This is a genomic window from Chitinophaga sp. G7 BAM 1005 (assembly GCF_057126945.1).
Genome location: NZ_CP181478.1, coordinates 3,605,850 through 3,626,150, shown reverse-complemented (window position 1 = coordinate 3,626,150; position 20,301 = coordinate 3,605,850). Strand labels below are relative to the sequence as shown.

Annotated in this window: 18 protein-coding genes; 15 read left to right on the top strand and 3 right to left on the bottom strand. The window is 42.0% G+C overall.

The genetic code is table 11. The features are described 5' to 3' along the window. Nucleotides 1-17: 17 nt before the first annotated feature. The 8 genes from ACMXI2_RS14430 (at nucleotide 18) to ACMXI2_RS14395 (ending at nucleotide 7,918) form a co-directional block, all read left to right on the top strand. Nucleotides 18-809: an aspartate/glutamate racemase family protein gene (locus tag ACMXI2_RS14430; protein WP_483782265.1), complete on the top strand. Its 792-nt coding sequence runs from the start codon at nucleotides 18-20 to the stop codon at nucleotides 807-809. Nucleotides 810-919: 110 nt separating this feature from the next. Continuing rightward, nucleotides 920-1,255: a hypothetical protein gene (locus ACMXI2_RS14425; RefSeq protein WP_483782264.1), complete on the top strand. Its 336-nt coding sequence runs from the start codon at nucleotides 920-922 to the stop codon at nucleotides 1,253-1,255. Nucleotides 1,256-1,286: 31 nt separating this feature from the next. Then, on the top strand, nucleotides 1,287-3,731 hold the full coding sequence (locus ACMXI2_RS14420; protein WP_483782263.1) for an outer membrane beta-barrel protein: 2,445 nt from the start codon (nucleotides 1,287-1,289) through the stop codon (nucleotides 3,729-3,731). 50 nt (nucleotides 3,732-3,781) lie between these two features. Continuing rightward, nucleotides 3,782-4,336, top strand: a complete 555-nt coding sequence (locus ACMXI2_RS14415; protein ID WP_483782262.1) for an RNA polymerase sigma factor — start codon at nucleotides 3,782-3,784, stop codon at nucleotides 4,334-4,336. Beyond that, a complete protein-coding gene (locus tag ACMXI2_RS14410; RefSeq protein ID WP_483782261.1) occupies nucleotides 4,333-4,761 on the top strand; it encodes a hypothetical protein in 429 nt (142 codons plus the stop codon). Before ACMXI2_RS14415 ends, ACMXI2_RS14410 begins: the two co-directional genes overlap by 4 nt. Before the next feature lie 209 nt (nucleotides 4,762-4,970). Next, nucleotides 4,971-5,483, top strand: a complete 513-nt coding sequence (locus tag ACMXI2_RS14405; RefSeq protein ID WP_483782260.1) for a UpxY family transcription antiterminator — start codon at nucleotides 4,971-4,973, stop codon at nucleotides 5,481-5,483. Nucleotides 5,484-5,514: 31 nt separating this feature from the next. Continuing rightward, nucleotides 5,515-7,026: a glucosylglycerol-phosphate synthase gene (gene ggpS, locus ACMXI2_RS14400; protein ID WP_483782259.1), complete on the top strand. Its 1,512-nt coding sequence runs from the start codon at nucleotides 5,515-5,517 to the stop codon at nucleotides 7,024-7,026. Between the two features lie 10 nt (nucleotides 7,027-7,036). Then, nucleotides 7,037-7,918, top strand: coding sequence for a glycosyltransferase (locus ACMXI2_RS14395; RefSeq protein WP_483782258.1), 882 nt, complete (start codon nucleotides 7,037-7,039; stop codon nucleotides 7,916-7,918). Here ACMXI2_RS14395 and ACMXI2_RS14390 read toward each other — a convergent pair. Then, complete coding sequence (locus ACMXI2_RS14390) at nucleotides 7,915-9,255, bottom strand: condensation domain-containing protein (protein WP_483782257.1); 1,341 nt, start codon at nucleotides 9,253-9,255, stop codon at nucleotides 7,915-7,917. The genes ACMXI2_RS14395 and ACMXI2_RS14390 overlap by 4 nt on opposite strands. A 70-nt stretch (nucleotides 9,256-9,325) precedes the next feature. On the opposite strand from ACMXI2_RS14390, the gene ACMXI2_RS14385 reads away from it, so the two are divergent. The 7 genes from ACMXI2_RS14385 (at nucleotide 9,326) to ACMXI2_RS14355 (ending at nucleotide 17,394) form a co-directional block, all read left to right on the top strand. Then, nucleotides 9,326-9,898 carry a M15 family metallopeptidase gene (locus tag ACMXI2_RS14385; protein ID WP_483782256.1) on the top strand — a complete coding sequence of 191 codons (573 nt, stop codon included), beginning with the start codon at nucleotides 9,326-9,328 and terminating at the stop codon, nucleotides 9,896-9,898. A gap of 23 nt (nucleotides 9,899-9,921) precedes the next feature. Continuing rightward, a complete protein-coding gene (locus ACMXI2_RS14380; protein ID WP_483782255.1) occupies nucleotides 9,922-10,626 on the top strand; it encodes a thioesterase II family protein in 705 nt (234 codons plus the stop codon). 25 nt (nucleotides 10,627-10,651) lie between these two features. Further along, nucleotides 10,652-12,847: a carbamoyltransferase family protein gene (locus ACMXI2_RS14375; RefSeq protein ID WP_483782254.1), complete on the top strand. Its 2,196-nt coding sequence runs from the start codon at nucleotides 10,652-10,654 to the stop codon at nucleotides 12,845-12,847. A gap of 142 nt (nucleotides 12,848-12,989) precedes the next feature. Beyond that, nucleotides 12,990-14,003, top strand: coding sequence for a galactosyltransferase-related protein (locus ACMXI2_RS14370; RefSeq protein WP_483782253.1), 1,014 nt, complete (start codon nucleotides 12,990-12,992; stop codon nucleotides 14,001-14,003). Between the two features lie 202 nt (nucleotides 14,004-14,205). Further along, complete coding sequence (locus tag ACMXI2_RS14365; RefSeq protein ID WP_483782252.1) at nucleotides 14,206-15,270, top strand: TauD/TfdA family dioxygenase; 1,065 nt, start codon at nucleotides 14,206-14,208, stop codon at nucleotides 15,268-15,270. Nucleotides 15,271-15,498: 228 nt separating this feature from the next. Further along, nucleotides 15,499-16,392: a helix-turn-helix domain-containing protein gene (locus ACMXI2_RS14360; RefSeq protein WP_483782251.1), complete on the top strand. Its 894-nt coding sequence runs from the start codon at nucleotides 15,499-15,501 to the stop codon at nucleotides 16,390-16,392. A gap of 99 nt (nucleotides 16,393-16,491) precedes the next feature. Next, nucleotides 16,492-17,394: an aromatic alcohol reductase gene (locus tag ACMXI2_RS14355; RefSeq protein WP_483782250.1), complete on the top strand. Its 903-nt coding sequence runs from the start codon at nucleotides 16,492-16,494 to the stop codon at nucleotides 17,392-17,394. Between the two features lie 818 nt (nucleotides 17,395-18,212). Here ACMXI2_RS14355 and ACMXI2_RS14350 read toward each other — a convergent pair. Together ACMXI2_RS14350 and ACMXI2_RS14345 are read right to left on the bottom strand one after the other, a co-directional pair. After that, nucleotides 18,213-18,986, bottom strand: coding sequence for a hypothetical protein (locus ACMXI2_RS14350; protein WP_483782249.1), 774 nt, complete (start codon nucleotides 18,984-18,986; stop codon nucleotides 18,213-18,215). Next, nucleotides 18,983-19,921: a toll/interleukin-1 receptor domain-containing protein gene (locus tag ACMXI2_RS14345; protein ID WP_483782248.1), complete on the bottom strand. Its 939-nt coding sequence runs from the start codon at nucleotides 19,919-19,921 to the stop codon at nucleotides 18,983-18,985. Before ACMXI2_RS14345 ends, ACMXI2_RS14350 begins: the two co-directional genes overlap by 4 nt. Nucleotides 19,922-20,301: the final 380 nt, after the last annotated feature.

Genomic DNA, 20,301 nt, shown 5'->3' with positions numbered 1-20,301 from the left:
TACTCATTTTAACAGATATGAAGCCCGGACGAAACAAGGTAATTGGTATTATAGGCGGAATGGGGCCTGAGGCAGGGCTTGCCCTTTTTAAGAGCATTCTGTTGATGACGCCCGCAACGCTTGACCAGGAACATTTGCCGGTTATATTGATGTCATTTCCCGATGCTATCGGCGACAGGACCCAATACCTGGACGGATATATTTCGGTAAACCCTGCGTACAGCATTATTAAGATGATCCGGAAACTGGAGGTGGCCGGCGCGGAGGTTGTGGGCCTGGCTTGCAATACTGTGTATTCGCCTGCCATATTTGATGTTATTGCCGGCAGGATACAACACCCCGACAGTCGTATTGCTTTGCTTAATATGCCTTTTGAAACCTGCCGGCATATTAAGGATAACCTGTTGGGTGTGCGGCGTATAGGGTTGATGACCACCAACGGTACTTACAGGTCCGGTATTTATAAAACCGTCCTGGAAACAATGGGGTTTGAAGTGGTGATACCGGATGCCCGCTTTCAGAATGATATTATTCATAGAATGATATATGATCCCCGCGATGGTATCAAAGCTTGTCCCGGTAGTATAACACACCAGGTAAAGCAATGGAGCGGGCAGGCACTCAGTTATTTCAAACAGCAACAGGTGGATGCCATTATCCTGGGGTGCACGGACTTGTCCCTGGTATTTACAGAAAGTACGGTAGATGAGATGATTATAGTCGATTCCACGGCATCTTTTGCCCGGGCCCTTATCAGGGAGGCATTGGCTGAAAATCCGTTTACAGGAGCGGGTAAACAGGAAATCTGACAGGAGCATTCCCCAGTCTTTTAAGCCATAAAAAGAAATTTCTGAACGCTGCAACTTTTTAGATTTTATTGGTGTCTACTGGGGGAAGATCATCTTATAAACGAACTGACATGCATCCTAAAACTTTGGTATTTCTTTTACCGGTAGCGCTTTTCATAACAATTGCAGTGGTGATAGTGGCCTATTTCAACTATAAGTTGAAAAAACATATTATAGATTCAGGTATAACAGATGCCGCCGCAGTAGCGTTCCTCGGGCAGCTGTCTACTTCCCGCCGCGAGGCACTTAAATGGGCGCTTGTACTCTTTTTTGGGGGGCTGGGCCTGGTGGTGATCGGATTCCTTTCTTTTGCTGACGCCGAATCCCCGGTGCCATACGGTATCGAGGCTATTTTCATTGCATTGGGTTTCGGGCTTTATTATCTCATCGTACAAAAGGACAGGTAATTTGTTCATCATCAGTTTTAAACTCAAGGCAATGAATAAATTAACCTGGAAAACCTGTGTGTTCTTTACTGTATGTTGCTTGTTTGTGCTACCAGTATTGGGCCGGGCTCCCCTGAATGATTCAACTATTACTGGTGTTGTGGTTGATTCTGCTACAGGATCACCTCTTGCTTATATCACCATCGGATTAAAAAACGATACCGGTATTATTAAGGCTGCAGTGACGAAGGAAGACGGTTCTTTTATATTTTCTGATTTGAAACCGCTCAGTTATTCATTAACGGTAATGGCTATGGGGTTCCGTAAGCAAACGCTCCAGGTAAACCTGGCTGCGGCAAACGGACATGCCGGGCTCGGCAAAATAAGTATTGTAAGAGAATCAAGTACCCTGAAAGAAGTAAAGGTGACAGGGGAGAAACCTATTATTACCCAGCAAATCGACGGCATTTCTTACGACTTTCAGGCCGATCCGGATAGTAAGGGCAGTAATGTGCTGGAGATGATGCGGAAAGTACCGCATATTTCGCTGGATGCCGATGACAATATTTTGCTGAATGGAGACGCAGGGTACAAAATACTGATCAACGGTAAACCTTCCAGTATGGCAGAAAGAAATCCGAAAGCCATTCTGCGATCCATGCCAGCTTCCACTATTCAAAGGATTGAAGTAATTACAACGCCTTCCTCAAAATATGAAGGTGAAGGCTTTGCGGGGATCATTAATATCATCACCAACAAACGCCTGGCAGATGGATACAAAGGCACCATCAACCTCAACGGGCGTACCCCGGTGGGCGGCCCCGGAATTGGCGGCTCCCTTTCCCTGAAAAGTGGGAAATGGGGCATATCTGCTTCCGGCGCCGCCAGTATTTATAACTCCCCGGAAACGGGAACTACGATAGACAGATCGGCGACCGGCGCCAAAAAAGACCATCTGCTTCAAAACGGAACACAGAAATCCAATAGTAGCAATGGTTATATTGGTGCGGAAATCAGTTATGAAGCAGACAGTCTTAACCTGGTATCGGTGCAGCTGAATATCAATGGCAGCAGGGATAAGGATAATAATAAGCAACAATCCGTGCTGACGGCAAGTGATGGCTATCTGCAAGGTTACGATATAGCCGGAGAGGGAGAAACACATGGTAATGGAAAAGATATTTCCCTGAATTATCAGCTTGGATTCAAAAGGAATAAAAAAGACCTGCTGACATTCTCTTATCGTTATTTTACATATGACTCGAGGAAGCATACAGATGTATCAGTATTAGATACCATTAACTACCCGCTGTCAGATTATAAACAATTGAACAGGCAAAGCGCCTCAGAGCAAACAGCACAGGTGGATTACGTGTTCACTATAGGTAAAGTGGCTGTTGAGTCGGGAGTAAAAGCTATTTTCAGAAAAAATGAGGGGGATTTCCAAACAAGTATATTTGACCATTTAACAGGTGATTTTAACCAGGACACCAGCCTCGGTAACGTACTCCGCAACCGGCAGAATATACTGGCCGCCTACAACACATACGAGTATGGAATTAATGGCTGGTCTTTTAAAGGAGGGGTGCGGATTGAACAAACCACCATTGATGCAGACTTTATTTCCAATGCCTCAAATGTTAAGCAGAATTACTTTAATGTGATGCCTGCAATTTCCATTGGCAAAAAGTTAAGTAAGAAAAGTATGATGACGCTGGGATTCAGACAGCGGATAAAGCGCCCGGGTGTTAACCAGCTCAATCCTTTTATAGACCGTTCTAATCCTAATGTGGAACATACCGGTAATCCGGAGCTCAGCCCGGCGTTGCTTAACGGCGTTCAGCTGGGATACACCCATTCCGGTAAAGTGGTCATTGTAACAGGTGTGGACTATGCCTATTTTAATAAACTGGCGATACCGGTATCTTTTTTTATTCCGGAAACAAATGTAGTGCGAACAAGATTTGAAAACGCCGGCAGCGGCAAGGGATTAAGCGGAAGCCTGAATATCAGCTATCCTGCAACGAAGCGATTGAGCTTAACCCTGAATAATAATTTCGTTTATATATGGACAAAAAGTGTTTCCAAAGGAGCCAATATTGATAATCAGGGTTTCATGTACACCATTGCCGGCTCGGCAGGCTATAAGTTTGATAAGGGATGGCGTGTAAGCGGTAGTGTAAATGTGATCAGTCCGAAAGTAACCTTTCAGGGGACTTCTAATTCCGTTGTTACATCTTCATTTGGCTTGACAAGATCCCTGCTGAATGATAAACTGTCGCTGTCAGCCGCGCTCATCAACCCTTTCAGCAAATTCCGGAACGATATCAGAAGCACTTTTGGGAATGATTTTGAACAAAATATTACCAGACGGTTGTATTTCAGAGCAATTAGCTTTAACTTAAATTATAATTTCGGAAAACTTAGAGAAACGATCAGGAAGAATAAGCGTGGAATTAAGAATGATGATGTATCCAATGAAGACTTTAATCAATAATATCCATATGATGATACCCATAACCACCAACGCCGAATTCCAGAGAACTTATGGTTGATGAAAAAGAACTGATTCCTGTTATCTTAAAGGGCGATTTACACGCATTTGAGATACTGGTGAAGGAGTATCAGCGGCTTGTGTTTTTTATTGCAGGTAAAATAGTAATAAACAGGGAAGAAGTAGAAGATGTTTGTCAGGAAGTATTCATCAAGGTGTACCGCCATCTGGGTAGCTTTAAATTCCAGTCGAAACTGTCAACCTGGATAGCCCGCATTGCCTGGGTGACCGCTGTTAACCATAATAGAAAACAACGACGGGAACACAGACAGAAAATCACAGAAATAGAAACCATTGAGCAAGCCAGCGAAACCCCGGAAGAACTTTTAGATAGAAAAGATGTAGCAGCTTATCTGAATCAGCTAATAGATCAAATGCCGGAACAGTATCGGACAGTGATCGTATTATATCATCTGAACGAATTTTCTTATGAAGAAATTACGCAGATAACAGGAATGCCATTGGGAACGATAAAGAGTTATCTTTTCAGAGCGAGGAAGCTATTGAAAGATAAATTAACGGGTAGTTTAAAAAAGGATATAGTATGAGCAATACAAACGATGAAAGTATCCAGAGAATGCTGGAAGAAAAGGGGGAGAGGGCCGGTGAACAGGCGCCTTACAATGACCCCCGGTTCAGTGCAGATGTAAAACTGTACCAGTTATTATTTGATGAACTGAAAAAACTGCCTGAAGCTGATCCTCCACCGGATTTTGCCCGGAATGTTACAGCTGCATTAGCAGCTTCCGGTAAGGAAGTGAAGACTGATCGGGAAGAACTTGTTATTGTAGTATCCCTCTCCGTTATTGGCATATTGCTGGCTGTCAGCATGATAGGATGGATAGGTATGGATACGATTCCATTGGCCTCCGTTGCTTCGCCCGGTATGCTGTTTATTTCCGTATTTGTATTGACCTGTTTTCTGATTATGCAATCGCTTGAGAGCAAGCTGTTGAGGAAGAAGTACAGTTAAAATTATGTATGTACTAAAAAATGTTGCCACGTAAAAGACCCTTATTGAATAAACGCGATTTAGTACAAGTAAAAAGTACCGTTAGTTAATCCATCTGTTATATTTGATTAGCCCACCTATATTCCACCATCAAAAATGGGGATTGCCTCAATTTGCCAGTAGCATTATTCTTTGTCAGCATATTCTTTACTCAGCTTAAAATACACCCTATGCGCGAATTAGCACTTCAGCAAACTGTATGCAGTTGGTATGTTATTTATACATACCCGCACTATGAGAAGCGAATTCTCAATCAATCCAAAAAGATAGGTATTCACTGTTTTCTGCCTACAAAAAAAGTTGTCAAACAATGGAGCGACAGGAGAAAGATTGTCGATGAACCACTTTTTCCGAATTACGTTTTTGTATATGTGGAAGAACAGGCAAGGTTCAGGTTGTTGGATATTACGGGGGTGTCACGTTACGTGGCCTTTGAGGGAAAGCCTGTTGTTGTATCAGAAGAGGAGATGAACACCATTAAAAAACTAATGGTTGAACCGGAGGTTACAGTTGAGCCGGAACTGCAAAGTGGCAGTAAGGTGCTGATCACAGAAGGACCTTTCATTGGAATAGAAGGCGTTATTTTTCAGAAGAAAGGAAAAACAAGATTTGGGGTGAAAATTCCGGTGCTCAACCACTCCATTTCTGTGGAAATACCAGCTTCCTCATTCAGCAGGATCTGATGGCATGTAATACTCAAATTTTTTACCATTTATGAAGAGAAAAATAATAGTGCTGTATCATCGTCAGCCATATGAAGAGGTGATGGTTAATGGCAGCACCATTTACAGGCGGGATGCTGGTAAACCAAATGGTATTATTCCCCTGTTGAAGGGATTTTTTTCCGTAGTGCCTGACGGCATGTGGATTGCCGGAAGTGAATTCGTGGATAACCCGTCCGTTCCGGTTTATGAAAGGATTGATATGCCGGAAGCAGGGGCAGCTTGTACGCTTAAACGGGTGCTTATTATAAAAGAAGAGCTTAATTGCTTCTATCATAAAACATCGAAGGAAGGATTTTGGCCCATATTGCATTCATTCCACGAAAACTTTGACTGCCAGAAGATCGACTGGGAAAATTTTGTAATGATCAATAAAAGGTTTGCTGATGCTGCATTGGAAGAAGCTGATAGCAATACTACTATCTGGATTCATGATTATAATTTGTGGCTTGCTCCATACTTTATAAGAAAGAAGGCGCCGGATGTGAAAATTGCTTTTTTTCTCCATACGCCATTCCCCGGACCGGATATCTTCAATGTTATATCGTGGAGGGAAAAGATTATAGAAAGCCTATTATGTTGTAATCATATTGTTTTCTCTATCCCCAGGTACATCGAGAATTTTATAGCGGTTGCCAAATCAGTGACCAATATCTCGATTAAGCAACGTAAGAAGGTAACACCTTATTTTTCGCGATCCGGTAATGCCCTGAGCGAGCCTGTAGTAACATCGAAAGTGTTGTTTGATAACAGAACTGTTCAACTGGATGCTATCCCGGTGGGTACCAGCTGCGTCCGTATTAACCAGCTACTTAAAGACCGGCGCATAAAGAGTGGCGTATCAGCTATCAGGAGCCAGTTCAAAGACAGGATACTGATTTTCGCGGCTTCAAGAATGGATTATGTAAAAGGAATGGACAAACTGTTGGAGTGTTACAGCCGTTTGCTGGACAGGCGGCCGGAATTAAAAGGTAAAGTGGTGCTCTCCCTCGTAGCGGTACAACCGGCGGCCGGCATAACCGCTTATGATCAGTTTCAGATAAAAATCAGGCAACAGGTGGCCCGGATTATCAACGCCCATGGCGACGCGGATTGGACCCCGGTTATTTATTCGGAAGCAGCCCTTTCTTTTGAGGAAATGGTGAGTTGGTTTTCCGCTACAGATATTATGTGGGTATCCTCGTTGCGGGATGGCACTAACCTCGTGTGCAAAGAGTTCCTGGCGGTAAAAAAAGGGGGGAAAGGCGTACTCGTCTTGTCTGAGTTTGTTGGCGCTGCTGTTGAGCTTCATGAAGCAGTACTTACAAATCCTTATTCCTATAACAGCATGGACAATGCGATAGATCAGGCATTGGAGATGTCTGTACAGGATCAGGAAGCGAGGAATCGTAAACTTTACCTGAAAGTCCGGCATTCGGATGTGCAACGTTGGTCGAAACGCCTGACGGATCTTGGTGGGAAAAAAATGAACAATCACCGGTCTTTCGCTTTGAAAACAAGTTAAATATAACATCATGAACAAAAAGGCGCCCAGCATCAGTATTATTATTCCAACGTACAACAGGGCATATCTGTTAGATTACACATTAATGAGTCTCAATGCCCAGACACTGGATAAATCCCTGTTTGAAGTGATCGTAGTGGATGACGGGTCGTCGGATAACACCAGGGAGACTGTCGGTAAATACGAAGGCAATTTTCCATTGAAGTACCTGTTCCAGGAGGATGACGGCTACAGGGTGGCAACGGCCAGAAACCTGGGAATTGCCAATGCAGAAGGAGACATCCTGTTGTTTATTGATTCCGGCATTGTACTGGATCCCGGCTGTGTCAGCGCACATCTGGCGTCGCACGCAGACCAGAACCTGGTCGTGATCGGTTATGTGTTGGGTATTGAAGAAGTATATGATCCCGGTGAAACCCTTTTGAAAGAGATTGATCTGCTGAACCCCGGGGATACGATCAACAGGTTTATTGCCGGAGATAAATACCTGGATATCAGGGAACCCGTTTACGCTGCCTGTGGCGATGATATTATGGCTCTGCAGGCGCCCTGGGCTATGTTCTGGACTGGAAATTTGTCCGTGAGATCGGCTGAACTGCTACGGACCGGTGTGTTTGATACAGCTTATGATCAACGATGGGGCGTGGAGGACATCGATCTTGGCTACCGTATCTATAAGAATAATGTTCGCTTTGTACTGAACAGGAAAGCGGCTTCACTGCATTGCCCGCATTTCAGCGACACAACGGAAAAACTGCGTCAGGAGCATCACAACAAGTTATATTTCCTCCGGAAGCACAATATCCCGGAAGCGGAGGTGTTTATGTTGTGTACCGCGAGAGACCTCAACTTTGAACTGGAACAACGCAGGGCAGGTATTCCCCTGACCTAATCCAGGTTATTTAAGAAGCTTTTGATATCGGTTTGACTATCGCTGGTCATCATCTCCAGTATTTCTTCAAATTGCGCTGCCAGGAGCTCAATAAGTGTTCGGTTGAAAAATTGAAGATGATAAGACCATTTCAGCACCACGGTATTCTTGTATTCAAACGCCTGGCAAACCAAAGGTGATTCTGCCCAAACATTGCTGCTAAAGGCGGGTTCTTTATAATTATACAGGGAATTATTCTGCATTTCCTTTGGCAGAAAGTTAAAGAACAGGAAGTTGCCTGTAGTGAGCTCAAGAGGATTTAGTTTTTCTGAGCTGAATATAATATGAGAGGTCGCTTCCTGGTAACGGAGGCTTGTTTTGTTCATCAATGCTGAAACGCTTTCATCAGGATGGATGTCGGTAAAAATAAGCAGCTTGCCCAGTAAGTTGCCTATGATATTCGCGGTAATGGCTTCCTGCCGGCAGGCATGATGACATTGTATCAGTATTTGCCGGTTATTGGTCAGCTTTGTACCCAGCAGGTTAATGGCAGTAAGCAGGATATTCAGCATGCCGGATTTTTCATTATAGCGAAGTTGCTGTAGCTGTTCATAGAGACGTTCGCTGATAGCAGTAGTATATGCTTCTCCCGTGGGGTTCGCGATAAGGTCTGTGCCTGTCAGTCCCTTCCATGCAAAAGCCCGTTCGGCTGGCGGAGGTGACAGCAGGTTCCGGTGAATGATATCATAGTCTGAATGCCAGCTTTTTGTTTCCAGTTTTGATTCCCAGTACCTGATTACGTTGTCGTGATGTTCATTATAGAACGCCGTTTTGGAAAGTATATAGGCTCCGAGCTGTTCAGATGGCATTTCACTATGTGTTACCTGGTTGTTGGCATGTTTGAGGTACAATTGCTGCAGGTCATTTTTGATGATGTTGACAGACCACTGGTCCGAAATGATGTGATGGACGATAATGTGTAGCCTGTAAAGCCCGGCTTCTTTTTTACAGGCTATTCCCCGGATCAGAGGTCCGTTTTCCAGGTCCTTCATTTCCCTGATAACCATTTCAGAAAGCATGTGCAGAGAGGAAGGCGTATATTCATCTACATACATCAGTTCAAATTTGCCGGAAAGTTCTTCCACCTGTTGTATAACCTGGTTTTCAATTACCCGGAAGATGGTGCGCAGACTTTCATGTTTTTGTATTAACGAAGAGAATGCGGATTTCAGCGTGCCAATATCGATGCCGGCCAGATCAGTTTCAATTCTCATGATGGTGGGTGGCACACCGGCCTTCAGGTTATAATTATATTTCCAGTCTTCCAGTTGCCTTGGGGATAGAGGGTATTGTTTCATGGTGTGTTGATTGAAACCTATGGGTCTATTTTTTTAACACGTAATAATCTCCGAAATCTAATAAAAAAATATGTCAAATAAATACCTGGAGCATCTTATTCCGGAATTCAAAGTGAAGGTTGAAGCATTGATCGGGAAATGCCTCGACAGGAATGTGGTAATGCGCCCTTTCGAAGGTATCCGTAATCCCATTGTTCAGGCAAAATACTGGAGGCAGTCAAGATCTGATGAGGAAGTCAGCAGCAAGTTGAAAGAATTGGAAAAGGAGGGAGCATACTTTCTCGCCAGCTGCATCGCTATGGTGCGACCACAAGCCGGAAGAAAGTTAACTAACGCAATACCGGGTTTGTCGTGGCACCAATGGGGAGAAGCCGTGGATTGTGTATGGATAGTAGATAACAAAGCGGTATGGGATGTTGACGGGCTGATTGACAATGTGAATGGTTACCATGTTTATGCGGAGGAGGCGAGGGCCCTGGGGCTAGACTCCGGGTTGTTCTGGCCGGGGTTGGTTGATGCTGTTCATGTTCAGTTACGGACTGCTGTCAGTCCGCAGGAACTCTTTTCTCTTCAATACATTGATCAGTTTATGGAACAGTGTTATTCCAGGTTGGTGGATAATGTTAAACTAAAAGATCATTAATTATTTCATCGTATTTCAGTTATATGTCAGGAACGCAGTTATTTGTTATACACTTTGCGGGAGGCAACTCTTATTCGTTCAAGCCCATCCTCTCTTTGCTGAAGGATATAGATATTATTCCCGTTGAATTGCCAGGTAGAGGCAAGCGGATGGCTGAACCCCTTCTGATTGATTTTGAAGCCGCCGCCCTTGATCTTTTTAATAAGGTACTGGACAGCGTGGAGTATCCCGGTTTCCTGCTATATGGGCATAGTATGGGCGCCTCTCTTGCATTTAAAGTATGCAGTATGCTGGAAGAGGTAGGGGAGTCGCCCGGGCATCTTATAGTAAGCGGCAATGCCGGCCCGGGAATAAAAGCTCAGCAAGCTAAAAGCCTGCTGGCGGATAAGGACTTCATAGAAGCGATCAGGAAGATGGGAGGTATACCGGCTGAGTTGCTCGATAACAGGGATTTCCTGCATTTTATATTACCCATTTTGAGAGCAGACTTCCATTTATCTGAGAATTGCCAGCTAAGCAGGATTCCACCTGTTAATACACCTATCTGGGCTATAATGGGAAGCGAAGAGGAGAATGCCGGGAATATAGCCAACTGGAAATCCTTTACCAGCGCGGGGTTTAAGGATAGTATTTTGCCCGGTGGGCACTTCTTTATCGATCAGCATCCTGAGAAAGTGGCGGAAATAATCACGGATTGTATTAAATCATCCTCTTTTATTTCAAAATAGAAGAGTGAACAACTTATCAAATCGTATGAGTAAACCAATTTATGTACTTGGTACAAACCTTTCGCACGATGGGTCAGCCTGCCTGTTAAAGGATGGGGAGATTTGTGTTGCTATTGAAAAGGAGAGGATAACAAGGAAGAAGCATGACGGAATGAATGACACCGCTGCCATTCAATACTGTTTGAATGCGGCAGGCATCACCATAAATGAGGTGGACCTGGTTGTTCAGAATGCGCTTTATGGTGGAAGCTTTGATTATGGTAACGGAAGTTTCAAAGGTCCAAGGATTTTTACGGAGGATGTAAAAGTTCCTGTTGTCACCATTTCTCATCACCTGGCGCATGCCTATAGTACCATTGGCACCAGCCCGTTTGAGGGAGATTTTAATGTGCTGGTGATAGATGGATCGGGAAGTCCTTTCTGCGAATGCATTGACCTGGAAGGAGCATTCATTCCTGACAGTGAAAAAATTCATGCAGATGTATCCCACTTGTATTTTGAGAAAGACAGCTTTTATACCTATCAGAACGGGTGTCTTACACCTGTTATAAAAGATTTTTCCCCTTATGGAGTTTTCTATAAAAATGCGCCGGTAGAACCTTATACCATGCATTCTCTGGGAAGCGCCTATCAGGCTATCAGTCACTATTGCTTCAGGAATATGAGTGACGTCGGAAAACTGATGGGGCTTGCTCCATATGGGAATCCAGGTGTGATAAAGGAGGACATATTTCACCTGCAGGGCGGACGGGTTTTTATTAACTATGATTTGATGAAGTCACTGAACAGACCGGCCGGCACGCATAGTGAATTTAAAAGAAACTTTACCTACTATGCCAATATTGCGTATAAAATGCAAGAGGAGATAGAAAGGGCAATTTTATACCTGGTGGAGGACCGCCTAAACAGGGGAGTGGGAGACAAATTATGTTATGCCGGCGGAGTAGCGTTGAACGCGGTAGCCAATAATCTTATTTTGAAAAACACCAGAGTCAGTGATTTGTATATTCAGCCTGCCGCCGGTGACAACGGTATTGCTATCGGGTGTGCGTATTATGGCTGGCTGGAAGTAATGAAAAGGGAGCGGAAAATAAAGGCGTCCAGGTCTACCTGCTTTGGCCAAACCTATTCGCAGGAAGAAGTAAAGAAGGCCATTTACTCCTATTCCAATACGCATCACCGGGATAATATCAGGACGCGCATCGACAACTTTTTCCGTTTGATAGAACAACATGCTGCCACCGGGAAGGCGAAGGGAGCGGTAAGCCTGATTGAATTCAACATCAGTGATTACTGCAGATACCAGCTGAGGGTCAGTGACAGCGGGGTTTATATAGAAGTGGATAGTGAAGGCCGTGCAGATTGCATTGTAAACATTGATGCGCATCAGTTGGGTGCTGTGATTATGGATCCTTTATATTCCGGTATTTTACTGGACGCAGGCAATGTACAGGTATCTCATCCTCCGTCTATTGGCCTCTTGGGTAAAGTGGTGGACCTGGGAAAAGTATTTGGCAACAAAGAGCTTTTTAGCGGAACGCTCCACCGAAGTATTATAGAGCAGGTTATTTACAGTGATAATTATATCAAACAGGCAGCGCAACTGCTGGCAGCAGGGAAGGTGATTGGCTGGTTTCAGGGGGGGGCTGAATTTGGGCCGCGCGCACTGGGCAGACGCAGCATATTAGCCGATCCCCGGAATAGTGGTGTACGGGATTATATTAATACAGAGATCAAGTTCAGGGAAGACTTCCGTCCTTTTGCCCCTGCTGTATTACGTGAAGATGTAGGAACATATTTTATTACCGACAGGGAGAGTCCTTATATGATCCTGGTCGATGATGTAAAACCGGAATGGCATCAGCAAATACAAAGTATTGTGCATCGCAATAATACCTCCAGAATACAAACCGTAACAGCAGATTGGTCACCGGAGTTTCATCAGCTCCTGATTGAATTTAAAGCATTAACCGGTATTTCATTGCTGCTGAATACGTCGCTGAACAAACGGGGAATGCCTATTGTGGAAACACCGGCAGAGGCCCTTGACTTCTTTCATTCCTGTAAGTTAGATCACCTGGTGATCGGCAATTATATTGTTGGAAAAGAGCTGCAGCCGGTGAACAACGGTCCGGCTAATCATTTACTTGCAGTAAACAGCAGCGTTTCGGCCCGGAATGAGAATGACCTGGAGGACGATGGGATACTATTTGAACGTTGACGATCTACTGTTGATCAACCTTAAAATCTAAAATATGCTGGAGAACGAGCTTGTTAAACAAAGAGCACTCTCTGAATATGGTCCGTGGAAAATATCATTCTGCATTATCTGTATGAACAGATTATACCATTTAAAGTAAACATTGTTAAAGAATCTTACTAATAATACCGGGTATCCGGGGCTGGAAGTATTGCTGCTTGATTATAACTCGGGCGACGATATGGAGCAATGGGTAAAAAACAATTTATCGGACCACATAGAAAAGGAGGCATTAGTTTACTATAAAACTTTTGATCCTTTGGAGTTCAATCATAGCCATGCCAAAAACATGGCGTTCAAACTTGCCTCTGGTGATATTGTTTGTAACATAAATGCGGACAATTTTATAGGAAACAGGTTTGTATATTATATAGATGAGGTTTTCAGGACGAATAAAAAGGTGTTTATGAGGCCTTTAGGATTACATCCCGGTGTAGCGGGCGTTGTATGTGTGAACAAGGTCGACTTCCTGTATGTAGGTGGTTTCGATGAAAGGATGTCTGTTTACGGATGGGAAGATGTAGACTTCAGAAACCGTCTCCGATTTGCAGGCATAGAGGAATGGAAGATCAGGGAGAAATTTTACCTTGATGCCATTGGTCATGAAGAAAAGTATGACAAGCGAAAACTTCTTTCCAGGATTAAAGCTGCTTATGTAAGTGAAGTCAATCCTGTTAATGCGTTTACTACAAAAGTGCTGATATTATTTGAGGATTACAAATTCAAATATGGTACCGTGATAAATAACAAGAGAAAAGGAGGGCAATTTGAGTATCTGTTTGATCTGGAAGAAATTTATTGGACAGAAGGATATTGGAAAAAAGAGGGCCGCGATCTGAAGTTGCTGGATGAAGCCCGTGATATTGCATATGATGCAACTATATTTGATAGCCGCAATATACGATTACCTGATAATAATGCCGGAAGTGTGTTGTTGTACCATGTGGCAGACGAGTATGTACTGAATATGATAAGCTATTTTGAGATGGATTATCGTAATCGTACAATTATGATTAATAATATGGAAAGTAAGATAATTGCCGTGAATAATGGGATGTTTGGGCAGGGACGTGTTTTTAAGAATTTCAATTACGAAGTGAAGATAGACATGGCGTAAATAATTTTAAAAGACAATTGATAATGATTCAATCCGGGTATCGTGGAATAATACCTTACAATTCCCGGGTAGTAAGCAGCCCGGAAGGTATTGCTATTGGGAACTGAATGGAAAAATGGCTATGTTAAAGGGGCAACCGAATTTCGTTGATAAGACCCGGTAAATAATATACCAGGCTTTTGATCATCCTTAAAGTAAAATAATGGAAAGCAATTTTTTTGGCAACATACCTTCAGGTCCGGCAACGACCATAGACACAGCCACTTCCGGTGTGAACAGATCATACCTGAATGATGAAGCCAGGCTCATGCCTCTCGTAATCAGTTCTTTGCAGCCTGACGCAGATCTTGTAAGTTGGATGAACGCCAATAAGGCAGTTTTTGAAACAGATCTGGTAAAACATGGAGGCATACTGTTCAGAGGTTTTAATATCAGCACCCCTGCGGACTTTAAAGAATTCATGAATTGTTTTAACACTGATCCGCTTCCTTATCTGTTCAGGTCTTCTCCAAGAAAAGAACTTTCATCTGATATCAGGAATATTTACCTGTCTACAACATATCCGCAGGAGAGACCCATTAACATGCATAATGAAACTTCATACAGTCGCGTATGGGGAAGGAAGATCGTTTTCTGTTGTCTTGTGCCTGCTGAAAAGGGCGGGGAAACGCCTTTGGCAGATTCTCGGCTTGTACTGTCCGATATTCCACCGGAGCTGCTGACCAGGTTCCGGGAAACAGGGGTAAAGTATCGCCGGAATTTGTCGGAGGGACTTGGAATGCCCTGGCAGGAAGTGTTTCAAACAAACGACAAGGAGATGGTTTTAGGTATATGTAAAAGAAATGACATTACCTGCGTTTTTAAGGGCAGGAATGATGCTGTTATAGAATGGGTGAAACCTGCCGTTTACCGTCATCCTGTTTCCGGAGAGGAGATGTGGTTCAATCATGTGCTTTTCTTCAATAAATATGCCCGTTATGAGGAAGTAGGGCTTGATCGTAATAGCTATCTGCCGGAGGATTATCTCAGCTCTGATACTTTTTTCGGGGATGGTTCAGATATCAGCTATAACCAGTATAGGAGTATATGGGAAGCGTATGAAAAAAATAAAGTAGTATTTTCTTATCAGCAGGGGGATATCATTTTTCTCGACAATATGCTTACCTCACATGGCAGGAATCCGTATTCTGGCGAAAGGGTAATAGCTACTGCCATCATTGAAGCCGCGTATGATGACGGATACTCAGCTGTATCCTTTAATGTGTAACCCGGTAAACAGAAAATATGGTTAGAAAGGTCAATGGGGATAAACAGTCTGAACTGGGTTCTCAGAAAATATTGCTGGAGCTTATTTTATAATGCCTTTTTTAAATTTTGTACCTTACACAGGTTAACTATCTTTTATTTAAATACGAGATGTTCGATTGAGATTTACGTACCTTTATTGATGTTGTATCATCCCAGATTGAATTCGTCTTAATTATCGGTTTAGCGTATGTACAAAGAAATAGAAGTATTTTATGATCAATACATTGATGGAACTAATCCTAATGATCCATCTTTTTTAGGTCATTTTGATGTTTTTCATTGGGAAAATCTAAAAAATGATTTATCTGCGTGCGCGCGTTTGCAACGCAAACCTTTTTACAAGATTGCCCTGCTAAATGGAAGCGCCACCTATTATTCCAATAACGAGCAACTCCCCATCTCAGGTTATACAATTGTATTTACAGAACCGATGACAAGATCCGGTTTTATAACAGATGATAAAAACTTCAGTGGCACCTATTGTGTATGTAGTGAAAGCTTTCTCAAGGGATCTGCAAAGCTAAACTTACGAAATTGGCCGGTATTCAAAGAACGGGAGGTTTATGCCCGATCCTTAAGCGGGGAGGAGTACCATTATTTGTCCCGACTTATGATGGAAATAGAACAAGAGAAGGATTCAGATTATCCTTTTAAAGAACATCTGGTGCGTAGTCGCGTGTTTGATATCATACATTACATACAAAAATCAATAAACAGCAATGATGTTCCTTCTATGCATACGGGAGATACTCTTTATGAGCGCTTCTTTAATGTGCTCGGAAATGCTTTTTTCGATATCAGTCCGGAAAAAACCTTGGCTGGTAAAACCCCGGCCTATTTCGCTGATTTGCTACATACCACGGTCGATTATCTGAATAGCTCGCTCAAGAAGGCAACGGGCAAAACAACCCAGCAAATCATTCACGAACGTATCGTGGAAGAAGCTAATGTACTATTAAGACACTCGAATTATTCGGTGAAAGAAATTGCCTGGTGTCTGAATTTTCAGGAAACACCCCATTTCTTGAATTTTTATAAGAAACTTACCAATACGACTCCACTTGCTTATAGAACAACATAGGATTTTTGCATCTATTTACGGTTTTCTTGTACCCTGATGACCTTCCAGCCAGTATACCTTTGTACCGGAAACAATTTCAGTACATAAAACAGATCAAAGGTGAATAACTCATTTTTAGTAATTGGAACAGGAGAAGTCGGCCTGTCTATGTTGCAGGGCTTGTATGATTATCAGGAAGTGCATCAGTCAAACCTGGATATTACTGCACTGGTACCGCCTAATAGGGAAGTCATTCAGGGTTTCGAACGAAATGCGCAATTCCGGAATGTAAAACTTGAGACCGTAGACCTTGTTACGAGTTCGGTGGCGGAATTGGCAAAGGTATTCGGGCACTATGACACTGTGATTTGCTGTAGCGGTTTTTCGATTGGGCAAGGTATGCAGGTAAAAATTACCGAGGCCGTATTGCAGGGTGGTGTCAGACGTTATGTGCCCTGGCAATTTGGAGTTGATTATGATCGGATTGGGAGAGGGAGCGCACAACCTGTTTTCGACGAACAGCTTGATGTAAGGGATCTCTTGCGCGGTCAGGATAAGACGCAATGGTTAATCGTATCTACCGGGATGATTACAAGTTTTTTATTCCGTGAAGATTTCGGTGTGATCAGTTTGGAGAACAAAACCGTCCATGCTTTGGGCGCCTGGGATCATTTGTTGACGCTTACCTGCTGCGAGGATATCGGAAAACTGACCATCGAGGTTTTATTCCACCAACCTGAAATTGTCAATGAAGTCGTGTTTGTTTCCGGCGAGACAGCCACGTTTACGCAAATTGCTGAGCAGGTAGAAGATGTGTTCGACACCACTTTTGAACGTGTTCTTTGGAGCAAAGAACACTTATCCTCGGCGTTAAAGCAAGATCCGGATAATGTTTTCAATAAGTATCGAATGGTATTTACTCATCCAGGAGTCAAATGGCCGATGGAGCAGACATTTAATTACCAACAGCAGATACCAACCATCGGTATTGTAGAATGGGCAAAGAAAAATATTCTTTTATAACACGATAGTTGGGAGAGGAATACTTTTTTAATTTATGAGATTATTTACGTTGCTCCCAAGATTTGAAGACCTGCGCGGTGCGCGTGTCTTCTTTTTTGCTCTATAATTTACTCTATAATAATTGTGTAGGGCGGTAGAGTTTACGAGGCTTTACAAAGAATACAACTGTCGCAACAAAGATATCTATTTTATTGTGACATATCAATTGTTCAATAGAACTCTCGAAAACGTAGTTCATTATGCTTAATTCTGTAACACTACGTCTAGGGGGATCAATTGATGAACTATTTTAATAAATTATTAAGAGAACGTACTAGAACAATTATATTTCGAATCCTAGGATAGGATTTACCAATCTTAGAGAAAATTTCATATTGAAAAGTTGTAATAAGAACTGTCTCTATAATCATAAAAGCTAACCACTTCTTTGTCGACTTCCCCACTGAAATAGCTGCTAGTTTCATAGTCATAACCTGAGAACTTATTTCCTTTAAGTTCTAATGAAACATAAGTAGATGTTCCATAATCATAAATTGAGTCCTGGGATCCTGATAAATAACACGAGCGAGAATAATCATAAACATTAATCTTATCAGAAGTTGTTCCTGAGTAACTGAAATATTCTGAATATGAGTAGTCGAAAATCGCGCTTGATATCTTTCCGGAGATTAAACGTCCTGCTATATAGGCGACAGCGCGCCTCTTGAAATGAAGCATTTTCCTAGTTTTTTTTGCTATTGCGAAATATCACTGTGATATGTTATGATTCTGGTGTTTTACAAAGGCATTATACTTGACCCCTTAGAAAAATTAAGTTGTTATATTGCCCCATAACTTTTGAGGAGCTTGAGGAGTTTTTCTAATTTTTCTGGATCCATCGATGGATCGACATCAATATTCACATTTATGTTAGAGATCTGTCCATGTTTCTGAGCATACTTGGGGTTTGAGTTATTATGTGATGGAGATATGTTATCTTTTCCTTTTTCATTTGCATCCTCATCTGCACTTGCTTCTATTTCATCAGTAATTGAGTCGGTGGTTTCAGTGGGTAAGTTTTGTAATAGGGATGAAAAGGTTATAGAATTTCCCTCAACTGATGCCAAATCCGAGATTACAGCTGATTCAACTAAAATATTTACAAAATCATCTTTCCTATCGGGATGTACTTTTAATGTGCTCACTGCGTACTGTCCGATTTTAGATTTATCTGTTTTCGAATTTTGAAAAGTATTAAGTGTGTTAACGAAAACAGATACTTTGGCAAAGGATTCTTTAAGGTATCGCTTCAGTTCTTCCCCTTCACTCATTGTGATCTTGGATGCTAGTTCTGTAGCTTTTAGCTTCTTAGAATCACCGGTTAAAAGGCCAAATTGTCTGAGGGCAGAGCTTTTTACTTTTCCTGCTGTTGATTTGGAACTGATGCCGAAAACACCGGCATTTAACTGTTCTGTAGTAATAGGGTTTGTATGGGTCTTACTAGTTAAATTTTTGAGAAGGGGACGTAAATGAAGAAGGCTATATCTTGGAAATGATGTACCACCTTTTTTCCCCCTTTTTCCCTCGAGATTCTCCGAATTTGTTTTTTTCATTTAATCGATTTAATTAGTTCACGTAACCCCAAATTGTATGATTGGGTAAAATCCGCATATTTTTTATCGCGGATTAATTGGGGAAATTCACATTCAGATAATTTAATAGGTAGTATCTTTACTTTCTTTGATTCAATTTCCTCAATTAAGATAGAATTCAATTCTTTCCGTACCCACTCCGACTTAGCGGAATGGTCACTCATCGCAATGACAAAATAATCAGATTCAGCAAGACCTTGGCTAACCTTATCATTAATTGAGTCACCAACATTTATTTGTTGCTCATCCAGCCATACAAGTATATTTTCTTTCGCCAGATCAGCAGCAAGTTGCCTAATGAATGGCTTATCCTTTGAACTATGAGAAAGAAAGACGACTTTTTCATCTTTCGAATCCTTGTGCCGTGTCTCTTTATGTTTTACACCTTCTTCAATGAAATCTTCAGCCGTCATTTCCAGTGAAAGTGCCTGTAATTGTATAGCCCATTTTATGAGAGGATCGATTGATAATTTATTGAAGTTTTGAACTTTCTGTACTGTTGCGGCTTTTCTTAACGCATCGTCTAGTTTATCTCCTAATTTTAGAAACTGTCTCATGCTAACTATTAAAGGCATTTTGAATATTGATTCCTTTAAAACAGCTTCTTTCTGTGCTTTTGAACCTTTGTACGGATATCCAACTGTAAGAGAGTAAAAGTTAGTTGCAATTTCCTTCACGATTCCAATTTGGGTACAATTTTTTATTGCTTTGCCTGCGGTTCTGGGATCAATGCCTGAAAATTGCGCAATCTCTTTGATGTTTGGTTCGTCAAGCCACGATATTCCGTCTAGGATATCGTAAACTGAATCTATTTTCATAGACTCAAATCTTAAGCTACATTTTGGATCCTTTGTTTCAGTTTTAATATTTACTTTTTTTAATTCTTTTTTTTCCATTTGCAGTATATAAGGTGCATGGGAAGAAGTGTCAGTTACTAGGTTGAAACTTCTTCTTGTAGGTCAAAATTTTATTTAGAATATGGCGGAAAGTACAATTTGGATTTCAATAAGACGGGGCTAGAATTTAAGAAATTCACATATAATTCAAACGAATATATGGAATATGAGAATAATAAAGAAATTTTTATAAATGTAATATCATCCAGGAAACTTGTTGTAGGATACTCAGTTCCTGCTTCACCGGAACCCGCGAGGTGTTCGATTGTGTCACAATCGGTCTTGTAATTTCTTGCTTGAGGATTTCAAAATAATGACTCCATGTTAATTTGTGAGACAGTGTCTCACGTTTTAGGGAATTATATAATAATTTACTCATT